The following is a 17288-nucleotide window of genomic DNA, read 5'->3' as shown; positions in this document are numbered from 1 at the left end:
CTCAGTTCCCTGCATCGGTGGCGGGCGGCGTGGCGCTACCGGACGAATCGCCGCGGTGAAAGCGCTCGCGCAGCCGGCGGCCGAGCGAATCGAACGCGAGGTATATCACCGGCGTCGTGAACAGCGTCAGCAGCTGGCTCACGATCAGACCGCCGGCGATCGCGATACCGAGCGGACGGCGCAGCTCCGAGCCCGCGCCGGTGCCGAGCATCAGCGGCAGCGCGCCGAGCAGCGCGGCGAGCGTGGTCATCAGGATCGGCCGGAAGCGCAGCAGACACGCCTGGTAGATTGCCTCGCGCGGCGGCTTGCCTTCCTCGCGCTCGGCGTAGAGCGCGAAGTCGATCATCATGATCGCGTTCTTCTTCACGATACCGATCAACAGCACGATGCCGATGATGCCGATGATGTCGAGATCGTGGCCGGTGATCAGCAGCGCGAGCAGCGCACCGACGCCGGCCGACGGAAGAGTGGACAGAATCGTGATCGGATGGATGAAGCTCTCGTACAGCACGCCGAGCACGATGTACATCGTGACGATCGCCGCGAGGATCAGGAACAGCTCGTTCGCGAGCGACGCCTGGAACGCGAGCGCCGCGCCCTGGAAGCGCGTCTGGAACGACGCGGGCAGGCCGATGTCCTTCTCGGCCTGCCCGATCGCCTGCACGGCCGCGCCGAGCGACGAACCGGGCGCGAGGTTGAACGACACCGTGGTGGCCGGGAACTGGCTCAGGTGCGTGACCAGAAGCGGCGCGGGTTGCTCGATGAACTTCGCGATCGACGACAGCGGCACCTGGCCGCCCGACGATGTGGAAGAGGGCAGGTAGATCGAGTTCAGCGACGTGGTGTAGTGCTGCATCGTCGGCTGCGCTTCGAGAATCACGCGGTACTGGTTCGACTGCGTGAAGATCGTCGACACGATGCGCTGGCCGAACGCGTCGTACAACGCGCTGTCGATCGTGGCCGGCGTGATGCCGAAGCGCGCGGCGGTCGCGCGGTCGATCTCGATGAACACCGAGCGGCCGTTGTCCTGCAGATCGGTCGCGACGTCGGCGAGCTCGGGCGACTGCTTCAAGCGGTCGACCAGCTTCGGCACCCATGTCGTGAATTCGCCGATGTTCGGATCGGTCAGCATGAACTGATACTGCGTCGGACTCACGGTGGAGTCGATCGTCAGGTCCTGCACCGGCTGCATGTACAGCGACGCGCCCGGGATATGCGCGACGTCCTTCTGCAACTGGCGGATCACGTCGCTCGCGGTGTTGCTGCGGTCGTCGCGCGGCTTCAGGTTGATCAGCATGCGGCCGCTGTTCAGCGTGATGTTGCTGCCGTCCACGCCGATGAACGAGGTCAGGCTTTCGACGTCCGGATTCTTCAGGATCTGGTCGGCGAGCGCCTGCTGACGCTCGGCCATCGACGCGAACGACACCGACTGCGGCATCTGCGTGATCGCCTGGATCACGCCGGTGTCCTGCACCGGGAAGAAGCCTTTCGGCACGTACACGTACAGGAGGCCGGTCAGCACCAGCGTGAGCACCGCGACGACCAGCGTGGAGCGCTGACGGTTCAGCACCCAGGTGAGCGCGACCCCGTAGCGCGCGATCACCCAGTCGATGAAGCGGTGCGCCTTCGCCTCGAAGCGGTGACTGTCGTGCGGCGGCGTGTGGCGCAACAGCTTCGCGCACATCATCGGCACGAGCGTCAGCGACACGACCGCCGAGATGACGATCGTCACCGCGAGCGTGATCGCGAATTCATGAAAGAGGCGCCCGACCACGTCGCCCATGAAGAGCAGCGGAATCAGCACCGCGATCAGCGAGACCGTCAGCGAAATGATGGTGAAGCCGATCTGCTTCGAGCCCTTCAGCGCGGCTTCGAGCGCCGTCTCGCCTTCCTCGACGTAGCGCGCGATGTTCTCGATCATCACGATCGCGTCGTCGACGACGAAGCCGGTCGCGATGGTCAGCGCCATCAGCGATAAATTGTCCAGCGAGAAGCCGCACAGGTACATCACGGCGAGCGTGCCGATCAGCGACAGCGGCACCGACAGGCTCGGAATGATCGTCGCGTAGACGTTCGCGAGGAACAGGTACATCACCAGCACGACCAGCACGACCGACATCGCCAGTTCGAACTGCACGTCGCGCACCGACGCGCGGATCGTGGTCGTGCGGTCGGTGACGACCTCGACGTCGAGCGCGGCGGGCAGCGACTGCTGCAGTTGCGGCAGCAGCGTTTTGATGCTGTCGACCACCTGGATCACGTTCGCGCCCGGCTGGCGCTGCACGTTCAGGATGATCGCGGGCGTGTTGTCGACCCACGCCCCGAGCTTGGTGTTCTCCGGTCCCGACACGATGCTCGCGACGTCGGTCAGCATCACGGGACGGCCGTTCTTGTACGCGACCACGGCGCTCTGGTACTCGTCGGCACTCGTCAACTGGTCGTTCGAGTTGATCGTGTAGTTGCGCGTCGGGCCGTCGAAATTGCCCTTCGGCGTGTTGACGTTCAGGTTCGAGATCGTGGTGCGCAGGTCATCGAGATTCAGGCCGTAGGCGGCGAGCGCGCGCGGGTTCGCCTGAATGCGGATCGCCGGGCGCTGGCCGCCCGACAGGCTCACGAGACCCACCCCCGCGACCTGCGAAATCTTCTGCGCGAGACGGGTATCGGCGAGATCCTGCACCTGCGTGAGCGGCAGCGTTTTCGACGTGATCGCGAGCGTGATGATCGGCGCGTCGGCCGGGTTGACCTTCGCGTAGATCGGCGGCGCGGGCAGGTCGGACGGCAGCAGGTTGCCGGCCGCGTTGATCGCCGCCTGGACTTCCTGCTCGGCGATGTCGAGCGGCAGGTCGAGACTGAACTGCAGCGTGATGATCGACGAGCCGGCCGAGCTTTGCGACGACATCTGGTTCAGCGACGGCATCTGCCCGAACTGCCGCTCGAGCGGCGCCGTCACGGACGAGGTCATCACGTCCGGGCTCGCGCCCGGATAGAAGGTCTGCACCTGGATCGTCGGATAGTCGACCTCGGGCAGCGCGGACAGCGGCAGAAAGCGCAGCGCGACGAGACCGACCAGCATGATCGCCGCCATCAGCAGCGCGGTGCCGACGGGACGCAGAATAAAAGCGCGGGATGGATTCATGCGGTAAGTGCCGAGCCTTTACTTTATGACGATGCCTGCGACGCGTGCCGGCCGTGATGCGCGTGCGCGCCCGAGGCGGCCGAGGCGCCAGCCGGCGCGCTCGCGCCGTGCGCGCCGGCTGCGCCACGCGGCCGCTCGGCCGGAATCGTGATCTTCGCGCCTTCGCGCAGCCGGTCCGAACCGTCGATCACGACGCGCTCGCCGACCGCGAGGCCCGACTGGATGCTGGTGCGCTCGCCGTCGACCGGGCCGACCTTGACCTGGCGCACGGTGACCGTATTGTCGGCCTTCACGACGTACACGAAGGTGCCCATCGAGCCGTTGAGCACCGCCGAGGTCGGTACGATCACCGCGTCCCTGATCGTATCGACGAGCAGGCGCGTATTGACGAACTGGTTCGGGAACAGGCCGTTGTCCTTGTTCTGGAAGACCGCGCGCAGCTTGATCGTGCCGGTGGTCGTGTCGATCTGGTTGTCCATCGTCTTCAGCGAGCCGACTTCGAGCGGATGCGTGTTGCTGCGGTCGTACGCGGTCGCCGACAGCGACTCGCCGTTTTGCGTGTGCTGGATGATCTGCTGCAGGTTGTCTTCGGAAGTGGTGAACACCACGCTGATCGGATCGAGTTGCGTAATCACGACGATGCCGTTGGTGAGGCCCGAGGTCACGTAATTGCCCGGATCGACCTGGCGCAGGCCGACGCGCCCCGACACCGGCGCGGTGATGCGCGCGTACACGAGGTCGAGCTTGAAGCTGTCGATGTTCGCCTGGTCGGACTTCACCGTGCCTTCGTATTGCCGCACCAACGACGCCTGGGTGTCGACCTGCTGACTCGCGATCGAGTCCTGCGCGAGCAGCGTCTGATAGCGCTTCAGATCGAGACGCGCGGTGGCGAGCAGCGCCTCGTCGCGCACCAGTGTGCCCTCGGCGTTGCGTAGCGAAATCTCATACGGGCGCGGGTCGATCTGGGCCAGCACGTCGCCCTTCTTGACCATCTGGCCTTCCTTGAAATAGACGTCCTGCAGCACGCCGCTCAACTGCGGCAGCACCGTGACGGTGGCGAGCGGCGTGACCGTGCCGAGCGCGGTCAGCACGACCGGCATCTCGCCCTGCGTCGCGGCGGCGACGTGCACCGGCTGCGCGAGGTTGGCCATCGCGTTCGGACCGCCGCGGCCGAAGCGGCCGCTGCGCGCGCCGCTCGCGGCACCCGGCGCGCTCGCGCCGCTACCGGGCCCGCCCCACGGATGCCAGCGCCACAGCACGACGCCGAGCACCACCAGCGCCGCGACGATCAGCGCGACGGTGCGGCCGCGGTGGCGTTTCGCGGTGCCGGGCGCGCTCGATTGCGCGCCGCTCGCGGCTGGCTGGGAAGCGGTAGGGCGTTGGGTTTCCGGGTGCTTTTGTTGTTCGTCCATCGGTTCGGTCAGGTGGCTGGCTTTGTGATGTGAGCCGCCGATGCGCTCGCCGCCGTTCGAAGGACGGCGGCCGGCACATGGGCGGCAGGTCAGGCGGTCGTGGCGGTGGGCTCCGCGCAATGTTCAGCGCGATGCTACTCGAGGCGCGGGACAGAGATGTTAACGCAATGCGGAATCATCACACGGATGGGCGAGGCCGTTTCGACGGCGCTCACGGCTCGCCGCGCGCGGTCCCGCGACGGGATGCGTGATCGTACGTTGCGGCGTCTGTAACAGTCCAGCCGCGTATTTTTCGGTTGATTACGAAGGTTACAGGATGTCGGCAAATTGTCGGGTGAGGGCGGCATGCGACTGCCACGGCGTGGCTCGAAGTCGGGATGGCGCCGTTTGGTGCACGATGGCGCACGATGTTGCCGACGACCTATTCGTCGAGACGGCGCCCCGGTGCGCCACCAATCTCCAGCACGATCTTGTCGATGCATTCGAGCAGCGCGGGCGCGGCGCGCGAGATCAGCCAGTCGCGCGGACACTGGTCGGCCGAGCCGCCGCAATTGACCGCGTAGCGCTCGCCCGACGGCCCGATGAAGCCGAGCGCGATCGCGTTCAGCCCGTTGTGCCACTCGCCGGTGGCGATCGCGAAGCCGCGCTCGAGCGTGTCCTGGATCGCGCTGACGAGACGGCTGCCGATAAAGCCCCAATCGTCACCTTCGGCCGTCTGCAGGCCGACGAGCAGACGGTCGCGTTCCGGCTGCGCGAGCGCCGCGAGATACGCCCGGCCCACGGCCGTGCGCGTCAAGCTCATGCGCGAGCCGATTTCGAGCCGCGAGACGAGCACCGCCGAACGCGGCCGGATCGCATCGATGACGACCATGTCGTAGCGATCGCGCACCGCGAGATGCACCGACAGCGCGGTGCGTTCCGCGAGTTCGATCAGAAAGGGCCGCGCGCGCGAGCGGATGTCGAAGTTGCGCAGAAAGCCGTTGCTCAGTTCGAGCACCGACGAGGTCAGCACGAAGCGCTCGCTGTCGGGCAGTCGCAGCAGAAAACCGGCGCCCACGAGGGTCGCGGTGATGCGCGACACGGTGGGTTTCGGGATGCCGGTCAACTCGGCGAGTTCGCGATTGCTCAGCGGTGCGTGCGCGGCGGCGACGGCGCGCAGTACCGTGAGGCCGCGCGCGAGCGCGGTGACTTCATCGCCCGGGGCATCCCGGTCTTTGCTGGCGGGGACCTTGGCGGCGACGGTCTGGTTGGGTGTAGATCGGTTCATGCGCTTTTTTTGGAACGGTATTTCAAATTGTTCGTTCGACAACCTGTTGACGGCCGCTCGTAGAGGGCGGGAGCATCTCCAAACCGGGGCATCCCTTCAGATATCTTTAAGAATCTCATTGTATCGGAAGAAATTGCCGATTCATGAGCGACTATATCTTTTTGCTTGACTTAGTCAGCATAACCATAAAAAATGGAACCTCATTTCGAAAGTCGCTTTTTCACCGCTGCGGTTTGGTGCGTGCGAGCGGAAAAATCCCGGATTGCAGGATCGTTTGTCCGTCCAATGCGCTTGCGCCTTTCGAATACCTTCTCTCAGGTTCTAGCACGGCCCTCGGAATGGCTAGAACTTTTTAAGGCGTCGCGGCAACGTGACGCCTTTTTTTTCATCTATCAGCGCACGACAGCAGAAGCTTGACTGTCAGCGGCACCGTGTCTATTGCCACGGTGATATGTCATGCGCATATTGGCAAAACGCTATGCGCTCACGGATAGGTTCGGTAATCGTCACATCAAAATTCTTGCGTAGTAACTAGGCTGGCATACATTTTCATCGGAAAACTCTTCGTAGCCAGGTCTGAAAAACTTCGCAAAAGCGGTGCGCCGAAGAAGGCCTTGAAAGCATTAAAACTGTCGCCTCCGGCAATGCGTGACCAAAGCGGTTTGTAGCAGCAATAAGTGCGAAAGGGCGCATAAGGGTGACTGCGCCTCAACGAATCATGCTCCGCACATCGGGTCGCGCAAAGACTTTCAATCTATAAAGTAAGTCAGATAAAAAATGGATGGAAGCTCAATGAGGAGGTGTTTCCGTACAAGGAAAATAAAAATAACTGAAGGCGCTTTAGTGATATCTATCCGATTTACATCACTACGTTGAGGCTGCTCACGAACCGAATTTCGCAGTCAGGTGTCGCTTATCGCGCAGTACGGATAGCGCCAGCCCGCACTCAGACGGACCCGTGTTCGGTTACAAATAATGCAGTATCAGACAACATGCGGATACAAAGTGCGCGCTAAATGACGCCATGCGTGCATGACCGACGAATCCGACACGGCGGCGAAACCCTCGTTCGGATTAGCGAAGACTAACCACGAGTTGCTGGAGGAACCATGATCGAGCTTTGGCGCCTGAGTGCAAACGAACTTGCGACGCGGATCAGGAACGGTGACGTATCGGCAAAAGAGGCCGCGCAATCCGCATTGGAACGCCTGGAGTCGGTGAATCCGGCGCTGAATGCAATCGTTGCATACCGGCCGGAAGCGGTGATTCAGCAGGCCGAGGCGGTGGACCGCGCGCGCGCACGTGGCGAGACGTTGGGGCCGCTTGCCGGCGTTCCGGTGACGGTGAAGATCAACATCGACCAGCGTGGGTTCGCGACGACGAACGGAGCGCGGAGCCACGAAAACCTCGTCGCTCAGGAGAACAGCCCGCTGGTCGACAACCTTGAAAAAGCGGGCGCGGTGCTGCTGGGCCGCAGCAACTCGCCGACCTTTGCGTTGCGCTGGTTCACGTCGAACCAGGTGCACGGCAAGACCTTCAATCCCCGAGACCGGTCGCGCACGCCCGGTGGTTCATCGGGCGGCGGCGCCGCCGCCGTTGCGGCGGGTATCGGACAACTCGCGATCGGCACCGACATCGGCGGTTCGATCCGCTATCCCGCTTACGCCTGTGGTATCCATGGGATTCGCCCAAGCCTGGGACGCGTGCCGGCGTATAACGCAACGTGGCCCGAGCGTGCGATCGGCGCTCAGCTGATGTCGGCGGCCGGTCCGATGGGCCGAACGATGGAGGATCTGCGTCTCGGTCTGCTGGCGCTGTCGGCGCCGGACGTTCGGGATCCCTGGTATGTGCCGATGCCGCTGGTCGGCGCCGAGGTGCCGAAGCGCGCAGCGTTGTGTCTGCGTCCGGGCGGTTTGCGGATCACTGCGGAAGTCGAAGCGGCGCTGCGCGAAGCCGCGCGCAAACTCGTCGATGCCGGTTGGAGCGTCGACGAAATCGACGACACACCCCCGATTCGCGACGCGGCGCAAGTTCAGGAGCGGCTGTGGCTTGGAGATGGATTCGATGCCCTGGCACGCTCGGTGGAGAGCGATGGCGACCCGGGCGCGGCTGCGGTCGTCGCCGCGGCGCGGCTCAAGGTAGCCAATCTGCCAGCCGACGTCATCAAGGACTCGCTCGTGAGACGGACGACCTTGATGCGGCAGTGGCGAACGTTCCTCGATCGATATGCGGTTCTGGTCCTGCCGGTATCGGCGGAACTGCCGTTTCCCGACGATCTGGATCGGCAGGGAATCGACGGCTTCGAGCGAGTGTGGGAGTCGCAACTCACCATGCGAGCGCTACCCGCGATGGGCTTGCCTGGTCTCACGGTCACGACTGATCTCGTGAACGGAGTACCGGTAGGCGTTCAGATCGTTGCCGCGCATTTCAGGGAGGACCTGTGTCTGCAAGCCGGTCTTGCGATCGAAGCCCGTAGCGCTCCGGTATCGGCAGTCGATCCGGTAGCCGGCTGAAGCTCACGTGCGCGTCTCAGTCTCAGCGCGCCAGCAGCGAAACCGTCGCGATGCCGAGAATCGTCATGATCAGCGACGCGCTCACGTGAATCGCCACCTCGCCGGCCGCCCAGCCGAGCCGGCCGTCCTGCAGGCGCTGCACGACCTCCGCGGAAAACGTCGAGAACGTCGACAGGCCGCCCATCAGACCGGTGATCACGAACAGCCGCCATTCCGGCGCGAGCTGAGGCACACGCGCGAAGCCCGCGACCGCCACGCCGATGATGTAGCCGGCGATCACGTTGGCGGCGAGCGTGCCAAGCGGCAGGTCGCTAAAGATCGCGTTCAGTCGGAAGCCGAGGAACCAGCGAAACAGCGAGCCGAGTGCGCCGCCAATCGCGACAGCGAGAAAAGACCAATACATGGAAGAGGATCGAAACCGGAATGTCGACAAACCGGTTGATGCGGGCGAGTTGATGCCGCGTCCGCATGACCGGGCGTAGCAGGCATCATCAGCCCCAAGGGCGGTTAATGGAGAATGCCATCTCCAGCCGCGAAGTCTAACATCGGCGCGTGCATTTGGGGACAGGCGCGTGGCCCGCGCCGGTCCCGTTTTCCGCAAGCGCAGCCTGGGTTCACTCCGGCGTTGCCGAAATCTTGTGAATCGACAGATCGGCGCCGTTGTATTCCTCTTCCTGGTCGAGCCGCAGGCCGACCGTCATGCGGATCACGCCGTACACGATCGTGCCGCCGACGCCCGACACGACGATCCCGCCGAGCGTGCCGATCACCTGCGAGACGAACGACACACCACCGAGCCCACCGAGCGCATGCATGCCGAAGATGCCGGCCGCGATGCCGCCCCACGCGCCGCACAGGCCGTGCAGCGGCCACACGCCGAGCACGTCGTCGATGCGCCAGCGGTTCTGCACGCAGGTGAACATATAGACGAACAGCACGCCGGCGATGCCGCCCGTGACCAGCGCGCCGAGCGGATGCATCAGATCCGAGCCGGCGCACACGGCCACGAGTCCGGCGAGCGGGCCGTTGTACGTGAAGCCCGGGTCGTTGCGGCCCGCGAACCACGCGCTCAGCGTGCCGCCGACCATCGCCATCAGCGAGTTGACCGCGACGAGGCCGCTGATCTTGTCGAGCGTCTGCGAGCTCATCACGTTGAAGCCGAACCAGCCGACCGTCAGCACCCATGCGCCGAGCGCGAGAAACGGAATGTTCGACGGCGGATGCGCGGCGATACCGCCGTCGCGATGATAGCGGCCGTGGCGCGCGCCGAGCAGCAGCACGGCCGGCAGCGCAACCCAGCCGCCGAACGCGTGCACCACCACCGAGCCCGCGAAGTCATGGAACGGCGCGCCGAATGCCTGCGTCAGCCAGTCCTGAATGCCGAAGCGGTCATTCCAGGCGATGCCTTCGAAGAACGGATAGACGAAGCCGACCAGCACGAACGTCGCGAACAGCTGCGGATTGAATTTGGAGCGCTCGGCGATACCGCCCGACACGATCGCGGGGATCGCCGCGGCGAACGTCAGCAGAAAGAAAAAGCGCACGAGGGCGTAGCCGTTGTGCTCGGCGAGCGTCGCGGCGTTGCTGAAAAACTGCACGCCGTAGGCGATCGTGTAGCCAATGAAGAAGTACGCGATCGTCGAGACCGCGAAGTCCACCAGAATCTTGACCAGCGCATTGACCTGATTCTTCTTGCGCACGGTGCCGAGCTCAAGGAAGGCGAACCCCGCGTGCATCGCCAGCACCATGGCGGCGCCGATCAGAAGAAACTCGGTATCGGCGCCGTATTTCAGACTTTCCATCGATGTGTCCCGCTTATGCCAAAAAAAGGTGCGCTATGTACGCAAGAAGCGGGCCAAAGTTGTGCGGGTCGCGTCGATGCGGTGCAATTGGGCACCGGGATGGGAATCCGGATGGTTTTGACGCGTGCGCCGCCCGAGCGCGTCATGCACCTGAACAGACATCGGAAGCACAAGAAAAGTGCATGAATCGGCGTGACGGCGCGGGATGACCCAGACGAGGGCGAAATCTTCGATTTTTATTACATATTCATTCGGATTCCTGACGCCACGAGATGCTGACTGGACGCGCCGATGCCCAATCCTGGCGCGTGGTCTGCCAGCGGGAGAGGCGGCCGTCGACGAGTTCGTGCCCCTCTTTCTTTTCGCGCGCAAACGCCGACATAATGTGCCGACTCCGTGCATGATCCGCCGGCCAACCCCTCCCATGGGCACGCATGAGACTCACCACTAAAGGCTTGCTGCTGATCGCGATCCCGGCCGTCTTCGAACTCGCGCTGCTCAGCGGCCTCGTGAAGGCGCAGGCCGATGCGACGTCGGCCGAGCGCTGGGCGATGCATAGCGAGGAGGTGCTGCGCCAGACCACGGCGATTCTCGATCCGGTGCTGGCCGAATCGGTCGCGCTGCGCGGCGCGGTGCTCGCCAACGACGCGCACTTCACGACGCGGGTCGCGGTATGGGTGGACGTCGACCGGCGCATCGACGAGCTCGCCGAACTCGTCGCGGACAATCCCGCCCAGGTCGAGCGCGCGGTCGAGATGCGCCAGGCGGTGCAGGCGTACCGCCAGTGGTCCGACCGGATCCAGGACCTGCTGCACGCTGGGCGGCGCGGCGAGATTCTCGCGCGCTTCCACGATCTCGCCCAGGCCGACGTGCTCGATCATTTCCGTTTGGAGGTGACCTCGTTCCAGGCGGAGGAGCGCCGCCTCGATACCTCGCGCTCGAGTGCGGTCGCCGCCGTGCGTGAACGGGAACAGACGCTGATCGTCGCGGCCGCGTTCGGCTCGCTGCTGTTCGTCGCGGTGGCCGTCTGGATGTTCACGCGCGGCGTGCGCGGCCGGCTCGCGCTGCTGTCCGACAACGCCGGCCGGCTCGCCGGCAACGAGCCGCTCGCACCGCTCGGCGCGGGCCGCGATGAAATCGCGCGACTCGATCTGACCTTGCACGAGACGAGCCGCCGTCTGCTCGAAGCCGAGCGCATCGAGGCGCGCTTTCACGCGGACCTCGAGCGCCGCGCCGCCGAACTCGCGCGCATCAACGAGACGCTGCGCCAGCAGACCCAGGAAAACGAAATGTTCATCTACAGCGTGTCGCACGACCTGCGCGCGCCGCTCGTGAACCTGCAGGGATTTTCGAAGGAGCTGATCCGCGCAGGCGACGAGTTGCGCGAGGCGGTGCGCGACTCGTCGCTCGCGATCAGCACGCGTGAACGGATCGAGCGGATCGTCGACGAGGACATCGGCGAGGCGCTGCATTATCTGCAGACCGCGGTGCTGCGCGCGTCGCACATCATCGACGCGCTGCTGCGGCTGTCGCGCGTCGGGCGTGTCGAGTACCGGCGCCAGAAGGTCGATGTGCGCGACATCGTGCAGCGCGTCGTCGATGCGATGCAGGGCTCGATCCGCGCGCGGCGCGCGCGCGTGACGGTGGGCGTACTGCCCGCGGTATGGGGGGACCCGACCGCGCTCGAACAGATCTTCGCGAACCTGCTCGGCAATGCGGTCAACTATCTGGATCCGGCGCGCGAGGGCCGCATCGAAATCGGCACCACGCCGGCGCCGCCGGGCGTGCATTCGCTGCGGATCTTCTACGTGCGCGACAACGGCCTCGGCGTTCCGGCGATCGCGCTGCCGCGTCTGTTCACCGCGTTCCAGCGCCTGCACGGCACTGCGGCGGTCGGCGAGGGCATCGGCCTCGCGCTGGTGCGACGGATGGTCGAGCGGCACGGCGGCCGCGTGTGGGCGGAATCGAAGGAAGGGATGGGCACGACGTTCTATCTGTCGCTTCCGGAGGCGGGTGCCGCGGGCGCCGAACCGGTGGTGGCTCGTGCGCCTGCGCTCGCGGCGGCGGGTCCGGCTCCGGCGCTGCGCGGTGCGCGTGAGAGCGTGCAGGGCGCTGGGGGGACTGGCCTGGGCGCAGGCGGTGGGTCGCCCGTGGCTTCGATCGACGCAGTGCGAGGAATCAGTACGCGGTAGCGAGCGCTCGGTGGCGGCCGCGCGGCGCAACGGCGGTATCATGGGCACGTCTTCGCATCTGCGAGCCGCCCGATGCGGCTCCTTCCTGATCATGATTTCATCTCCTTCCTCATCGTTATTGCGCCGCGCGGCGGTCGTGGTCCTCGTGTTCGGCGCGCTGGCCGCGTGCCAGAAGAACGACGCGTCGGCAGGCCAGGTCGCGGGCAAGCTCAACGACGCCGCGCAGCTCGCCGGTCAGAAGCTCGATCAGGCCGCGAGCTACGTCGGCCAGCAGGTCAACGCGACCAAGGACGCCGCGCAGCAGAACCTCGACTCGGCCTCCGCGCCGTCGATCAAGATCGACCCGTCCGCGCTCGCATCGACCGCGCAGGCCAACCTGCAGAACGCCGCGAGCGCCGCCAACGCGCAACTCGGCAAGGCCGCATCGATCACGGGCCAGGGCCTCGAAACGGCGGGGCGCAAGCTGCAGGCGTGGTCGGCGCAGAATGCGGGCGCGTCGGCTTCGTCGACCGCGTCGACCGATTCCGCCGACGCGCAGAAGCAGATGGATAAATGACCCGCGCACCGTTCGATCGGGTTTCCGCAGTTTGACTTTTGAGCTATATGTAATTACGATGGTTACACATTGTCGTTGCGGGACGGATCTGCCGTGAACACCAGTAGCCGGTTTGCCTTTGCCGTGCATGTGCTCGCGCTGCTGTCGCTACAGGGCGGCGTGCCGTTGTCGTCGGAGATGATCGCGGGCAGCGTGAACACCAATCCTGCGCTGATTCGCCGACTGCTGACCATGCTCTCGGACGCCGGTCTCACCACGTCGCAGATGGGCGCCGGTGGTGGTGCATTGCTCGCCCGGCGGCCGGAGCAGATCACGCTGCTCGACGTCTATCGCGCGGTGGAAGACGCGCAGCTGTTCGCATTGCATCGCGAGGAGCCGAATCCCGCGTGCATGGTGGGGCGCAATATCCAGAGCGTGCTGAGCGGCATCATCGACGAAGCGCAGCAGGCGATGGAAGCGGCGCTGGCGGCACGCACGCTTGCCGACGCGACCGCCGACGTGGTCCGCTCGGAGAAGCAGCGCGAGCGCAAACGTCGCGCTTGAGCGCGCCTTCGCGCGCAACACGCGTCGGCAGTAACCGATAGAAGCGCAGTGTCGCGGCGCGCGGGTCGAATGGTTCCGGCAGGCGCGCATAACAAACGAACGGGGTGAGCGCCCCGCTTTTTTTCTCGTTATGTGTAACTATAAAAGTTACACATAAGACAACCTGAGGAGTACGCTGATATGAGCAAGCAACTGAAGATCGCCTTGTTTGGCGCAACCGGCATGATCGGTTCGCGGATTGCCGCGGAAGCGGCGCGTCGCGGGCATCAGGTAACGGCGCTGGTGCGCGATCCGGCGCGCGTGCCGGCCGGCGTCGCGAATCTGCGCGCCGCGCAGGCCGATCTGCTCGACGCCGCGAGCGTCGGCGCGGCGGTGCGCGGGCAGGACGTCGTCGCAAGCGCGTACGCACCGCCGCAAGGCGATCTCGCCACGCTGACGCAAGCCACCCGCGCGCTGGTCGAAGGGGTGCGCGCGGCGGGGCTGAAACGCGTCGTCGTGGTGGGCGGCGCGGGCTCGCTCGAAGTCGCGCCGGGCAAGCAACTGGTCGACACCGACGGTTTTCCGGACGCGTACAAGGGCATCGCGCTCGCGCACCGCGACGCGTTCGACTTCTACCGCGGCGTGACCGATCTCGACTGGACCTTCTTCGCGCCGGCCGCGGTGATCGCGCCGGGCGAGCGCACCGGCCAGTTCCGCACGGGCGCGAACACGCTGATCGCGGATGCGGATGGCAACAGCCGCATTTCGGCCGAAGACTACGCGATCGCCTTCGTCGACGAACTGGAGCAGGGCCGCTTCATCCGCCAGATCGCGACGGTCGCGTACTGACGACCTGCGTATCGAATTCGCCGGCAGCGCAAGCGTACTAACATTCGGTTACGCATGTTCGGGGGCGCCGGGCGAAACTGCGGCTACACTGGCGTCTGCCGTTTTCTCACGGATTGCCATGCAGTCATGCCCGTCGCGGCGTGAGTCCGAGGCTGCGCCGTCTGGCGGCGGGCAGCAGCCGGCGGTTCTCACCGCCCCCCATATCTCCTTCGATCACACCGTTCGCAACGCAGCCAGCGGCGACGCCCGTGCGCGCGCGAGCGCAAATGCCGTCGGTTGGTTCACCGCACTGCTGTGCGCCGCGCTGCTTGTGTGCCTCGGCGCGCTGCCGCGCATCGCGCAAGCCGCGGGCCCCGCGGTCGGCGGCGGCACGCCGGTGATTCCGGCGTTGCAAAGCCTGATCAACAGCGCGACGGTGAACGCGACGCCCGCGTCCGCGGCATCGGGTGCGTCGGCGCCCGAGGCGGCGTCGGCGCCATCGCCCGCCAGCCAGGCGGAGCTTGCGCGCTCGCTCGACAGCGTGATCGCCACGCTCGACAACGACCGTCAGCGCAGCGCGCTGGTCGCCCAGCTGAAAAAGCTGCGCGACGTATCGCAAAGCGCCGCGCAAACCGTCGGGCCGCCCGCGCCCGCGTCTGCGCAACCTAGCCCGGGCCTGCTCGGCGCGATCGCGTCGGGCATCGCGTCGTTCGAATCCGACATGCATCAGGGCCGCACGCCGGTGCGCTACTGGAGCGGGCGCGTGACCGCGGCCGGTAACGAGCTGTACACGATCGTCTCGGGCCAGGGACGCGAAGGTATCGGCACGATCCTGCTGGCGATGCTAGGGATGCTGGCCGGCTGGGGCGCCTGCGCTGGCGCGCTGATCTATCTGCAGCATCGGCTGCACCGGCGCTTCGGCATCGAGTTCGTGCTGCGGCCCAATCCCACCACGCGCGAGCTGCTGATCTTCGCGCTGCGCCGCGTCGGTCCGTGGATCATCGCTTTCATCGCGGCGCTGCTGTTCATGCGGGCAATGCCCGATTCGCTCGGCCGCACGCTCGGCATGGTGGTCGCGTATGCGATCGTCGCGGGCGCGGTGTTTTCCGCGATCTGTCTGATCATGTTTTCACTGTTCGGCTCGGGCCACCGGCGCGTCGCGGTGCGCCAGCTGATCGATCACGCGCGCCGCGTGCTGTTCGTGATCGGCGTGTGCGGCGCGCTCGGCGACGCAGCCGTCAATTACGACGTCGAGCATCAACTCGGGACGAACCTCGCCGCGCTGATTTCGACCGCGGCCAATATGACGGCCGCCGTGCTGACTGGCTATTTCGCGCTGGCGTTCCGCCGGCCGGTCGCGCACCTGATCCGCAACCGGCCGTACGAACAGCGCAACGACCACAAGGCCGCGACCGATGCGTTCGAGGTGCTCGCCGCGATGTGGCACGTGCCGGTGCTGGTGCTCGCGGCCGCATCGGTGGTCGCGACGCTCGGCGGCTCCGGTTCCAGCGAAAACGTGCTGCAGATCTCGATCGTCACCGCGCTGTTGCTGGTGCTGGCGTTTTTCCTGTCGGCGATCGTGCTGCGCGTGACGCGGCCGCGCAACGCCCGCGCGCGGCGCCGCTCGCCGTATCTGACGCGGCTGCTGCGCTTTTGCGGCACCTTGCTGACCTTGTTCATCTGGCTGTTTTTCTTCGAATTCGCGGCGCGTCTGTGGGACGTGTCGCTGGCCGCGGTGATCGAGAGGAACGTGGCGGCGCGCGGCATCGCGCATGCGATGACGGCGATCGTCGCCACTGTGTTCATCGCGTGGCTGCTGTGGATTCTGGTCGACACCGCGATCACCGAGACGCTCAATCCGGGCAGCCCGCGCAACAAGGCGCGCAGCCCGAGCACGCGCGCCCGCACGATGCTGCCGCTGGTGCGCAACGTGTTGCTGGTCACGATCATGACGATCGGCGGGATCGTGACCGCCGCGAATCTCGGCATCAACGTGACGCCGCTGCTCGCCGGCGCGGGCGTGATCGGTCTGGCGATCGGTTTCGGCGCGCAGTCGCTCGTGACCGACCTGATCACCGGCCTGTTCATCATCATCGAGGACACGATCTCGGTCGGCGACTGGATCGACGTCGATGGCGGCCATGCGGGCACGGTCGAGCATCTGTCGATCCGCACCGTGCGGCTGCGCGACGGGCAGGGCGCGATCCACGCGATTCCGTTCTCGCAGATCAAGATCGTGAAGAACCTGTCGCGCGATTTCGCCTATGCGGTGTTCGAGGTGCGCATGTCGTTCTCGACCGATGTCGACGAGATCACGGAGCTGATCCGCGAAGTCGGCGCGGAGCTGATGGCCGATTTCCGTTACCGGCGCGAGATGCTCGGGCCGATCGAGGTGTGGGGGCTCGACCGCTTCGATCCGAACTGGATGGTCGTCAAAGGGCAGATCAAGACGCGGCCGCTGCAGCAATGGAGTGTCGCGCGCGCGTTCAATTTGCGGCTCAAGCGCAAGATGGACGAGGCGGGCATCGAGATTCCGGTCGCGCAGATGCGGGTGTACACGTCGTCGAAGGATAGCGAGGGCGAGCCGTTGCGCGACGATGAGATGACCGGGTTCGTCGCACCGGTGGATGCCGGTTCCGATGACATCAGGCATGCGCACGGCGACGCGCATCAGCGGGCGCGGGACGGCGGGCACGGCAAAGCTCCTCACAGGGCGCACGAACCCGCGCACGAAAGAAGCCGCGAAGCGGCGCATGAGTATCCGCGCGAAGCTGAGTATGAAGTGGGCGTGGCCGGCCCGTCGGCGCGCGCGTCGACACATGTGCCTCTCGCGCCCGCGCGTGACGTGTCGCACGAACCACGTCCGGCGCCGCCGACGACCGGACAGACCGCGCCGATTCCGCCGCAGATTCCGACGGCGGGCGATGCGAGCGGGAAGAGTTGAGGCGGGGGATTGCCTCGCGGCCGTGCGACGACGGCCATATGCTTTTGTGTTCGCGTTACCGCGCTACTACTGCGTTAGTGAGTCAGCGCGCGAATCCGTGACGGTACGTCATGTCA

11 protein-coding genes and 1 riboswitch are annotated in these 17288 nt (G+C 65.7%); of the genes, 6 read left to right on the top strand and 5 right to left on the bottom strand.

Going from position 1 to position 17288, the window contains the following annotated elements; all coding sequences use genetic code 11:
• Position 1: 1 nt before the first annotated feature.
• The 3 genes from L0U84_RS12720 to L0U84_RS12710 all read right to left on the bottom strand — a co-directional run bounded on the left by L0U84_RS12720 (position 2) and on the right by L0U84_RS12710 (position 5815).
• The gene (locus L0U84_RS12720; protein ID WP_233850302.1) at positions 2-3136 is read right to left on the bottom strand and encodes an MdtB/MuxB family multidrug efflux RND transporter permease subunit; all 3135 of its coding nucleotides are present in this window, start codon (positions 3134-3136) and stop codon (positions 2-4) included.
• A 23-nt stretch (positions 3137-3159) separates the two neighbouring features.
• Entirely contained in the window at positions 3160-4548 is a 1389-nt protein-coding gene (locus tag L0U84_RS12715) for an MdtA/MuxA family multidrug efflux RND transporter periplasmic adaptor subunit (RefSeq protein WP_233850301.1), read from the bottom strand.
• A 421-nt stretch (positions 4549-4969) separates the two neighbouring features.
• Positions 4970-5815 (bottom strand): IclR family transcriptional regulator, encoded by an 846-nt coding sequence (locus L0U84_RS12710; RefSeq protein ID WP_233850300.1) that lies wholly within the window; start codon positions 5813-5815, stop codon positions 4970-4972.
• A gap of 1109 nt (positions 5816-6924) precedes the next feature.
• Between L0U84_RS12710 and L0U84_RS12705 the strand changes: the two genes are divergently transcribed.
• On the top strand, positions 6925-8328 hold the full coding sequence (locus tag L0U84_RS12705; protein ID WP_233850299.1) for an amidase family protein: 1404 nt from the start codon (positions 6925-6927) through the stop codon (positions 8326-8328).
• A gap of 22 nt (positions 8329-8350) precedes the next feature.
• On the opposite strand, the gene crcB is transcribed toward L0U84_RS12705, so the two are convergent.
• Both crcB and L0U84_RS12695 read right to left on the bottom strand, forming a co-directional pair.
• Positions 8351-8731: a fluoride efflux transporter CrcB gene (crcB, locus tag L0U84_RS12700; RefSeq protein WP_230560409.1), complete on the bottom strand. Its 381-nt coding sequence runs from the start codon at positions 8729-8731 to the stop codon at positions 8351-8353.
• Positions 8732-8803: 72 nt separating this feature from the next.
• A riboswitch (Fluoride riboswitch) is annotated at positions 8804-8865 on the bottom strand.
• Between the two features lie 77 nt (positions 8866-8942).
• Positions 8943-10130, bottom strand: coding sequence for an ammonium transporter (locus L0U84_RS12695; protein ID WP_233850297.1), 1188 nt, complete (start codon positions 10128-10130; stop codon positions 8943-8945).
• A 434-nt stretch (positions 10131-10564) separates the two neighbouring features.
• Here L0U84_RS12695 and L0U84_RS12690 point away from each other — a divergent pair, with 434 nt between their 5' ends.
• The 5 genes from L0U84_RS12690 (at position 10565) to L0U84_RS12670 (ending at position 17172) form a co-directional block, all read left to right on the top strand.
• Entirely contained in the window at positions 10565-12322 is a 1758-nt protein-coding gene (locus L0U84_RS12690) for a sensor histidine kinase (protein WP_233850296.1), read from the top strand.
• A 91-nt stretch (positions 12323-12413) separates the two neighbouring features.
• Positions 12414-12878, top strand: coding sequence for a hypothetical protein (locus L0U84_RS12685; protein ID WP_233850295.1), 465 nt, complete (start codon positions 12414-12416; stop codon positions 12876-12878).
• Between the two features lie 93 nt (positions 12879-12971).
• Positions 12972-13421 (top strand): Rrf2 family transcriptional regulator, encoded by a 450-nt coding sequence (locus tag L0U84_RS12680; protein ID WP_233850294.1) that lies wholly within the window; start codon positions 12972-12974, stop codon positions 13419-13421.
• A 180-nt stretch (positions 13422-13601) separates the two neighbouring features.
• Positions 13602-14249, top strand: coding sequence for an NAD(P)-dependent oxidoreductase (locus tag L0U84_RS12675; RefSeq protein ID WP_233850293.1), 648 nt, complete (start codon positions 13602-13604; stop codon positions 14247-14249).
• Between the two features lie 118 nt (positions 14250-14367).
• Positions 14368-17172 carry a mechanosensitive ion channel family protein gene (locus L0U84_RS12670; protein ID WP_233850292.1) on the top strand — a complete coding sequence of 935 codons (2805 nt, stop codon included), beginning with the start codon at positions 14368-14370 and terminating at the stop codon, positions 17170-17172.
• Positions 17173-17288: the final 116 nt, after the last annotated feature.

Source organism: Paraburkholderia sp. HD33-4, assembly GCF_021390635.1.
Lineage (GTDB): Bacteria > Pseudomonadota > Gammaproteobacteria > Burkholderiales > Burkholderiaceae > Paraburkholderia.
Note: the sequence above shows the minus strand (reverse complement) of the source record. Positions and strands in the feature narration are given on the sequence as shown.

Excerpts from the sequence above, each read along its gene's own strand:
- L0U84_RS12720 (WP_233850302.1), bottom strand. The coding sequence starts at position 3,136 with ATGAATCCATCCCGCGCTTTTATTCTGCGTCCCGTCGGCACCGCGCTG.
- L0U84_RS12715 (WP_233850301.1), bottom strand. The coding sequence starts at position 4,548 with ATGGACGAACAACAAAAGCACCCGGAAACCCAACGCCCTACCGCTTCC.
- L0U84_RS12710 (WP_233850300.1), bottom strand. The coding sequence starts at position 5,815 with ATGAACCGATCTACACCCAACCAGACCGTCGCCGCCAAGGTCCCCGCC.
- L0U84_RS12705 (WP_233850299.1), top strand. The coding sequence starts at position 6,925 with ATGATCGAGCTTTGGCGCCTGAGTGCAAACGAACTTGCGACGCGGATC.
- crcB (WP_230560409.1), bottom strand. The coding sequence starts at position 8,731 with ATGTATTGGTCTTTTCTCGCTGTCGCGATTGGCGGCGCACTCGGCTCG.
- L0U84_RS12695 (WP_233850297.1), bottom strand. The coding sequence starts at position 10,130 with ATGGAAAGTCTGAAATACGGCGCCGATACCGAGTTTCTTCTGATCGGC.
- L0U84_RS12690 (WP_233850296.1), top strand. The coding sequence starts at position 10,565 with ATGAGACTCACCACTAAAGGCTTGCTGCTGATCGCGATCCCGGCCGTC.
- L0U84_RS12685 (WP_233850295.1), top strand. The coding sequence starts at position 12,414 with ATGATTTCATCTCCTTCCTCATCGTTATTGCGCCGCGCGGCGGTCGTG.
- L0U84_RS12675 (WP_233850293.1), top strand. The coding sequence starts at position 13,602 with ATGAGCAAGCAACTGAAGATCGCCTTGTTTGGCGCAACCGGCATGATC.
- L0U84_RS12670 (WP_233850292.1), top strand. The coding sequence starts at position 14,368 with ATGCAGTCATGCCCGTCGCGGCGTGAGTCCGAGGCTGCGCCGTCTGGC.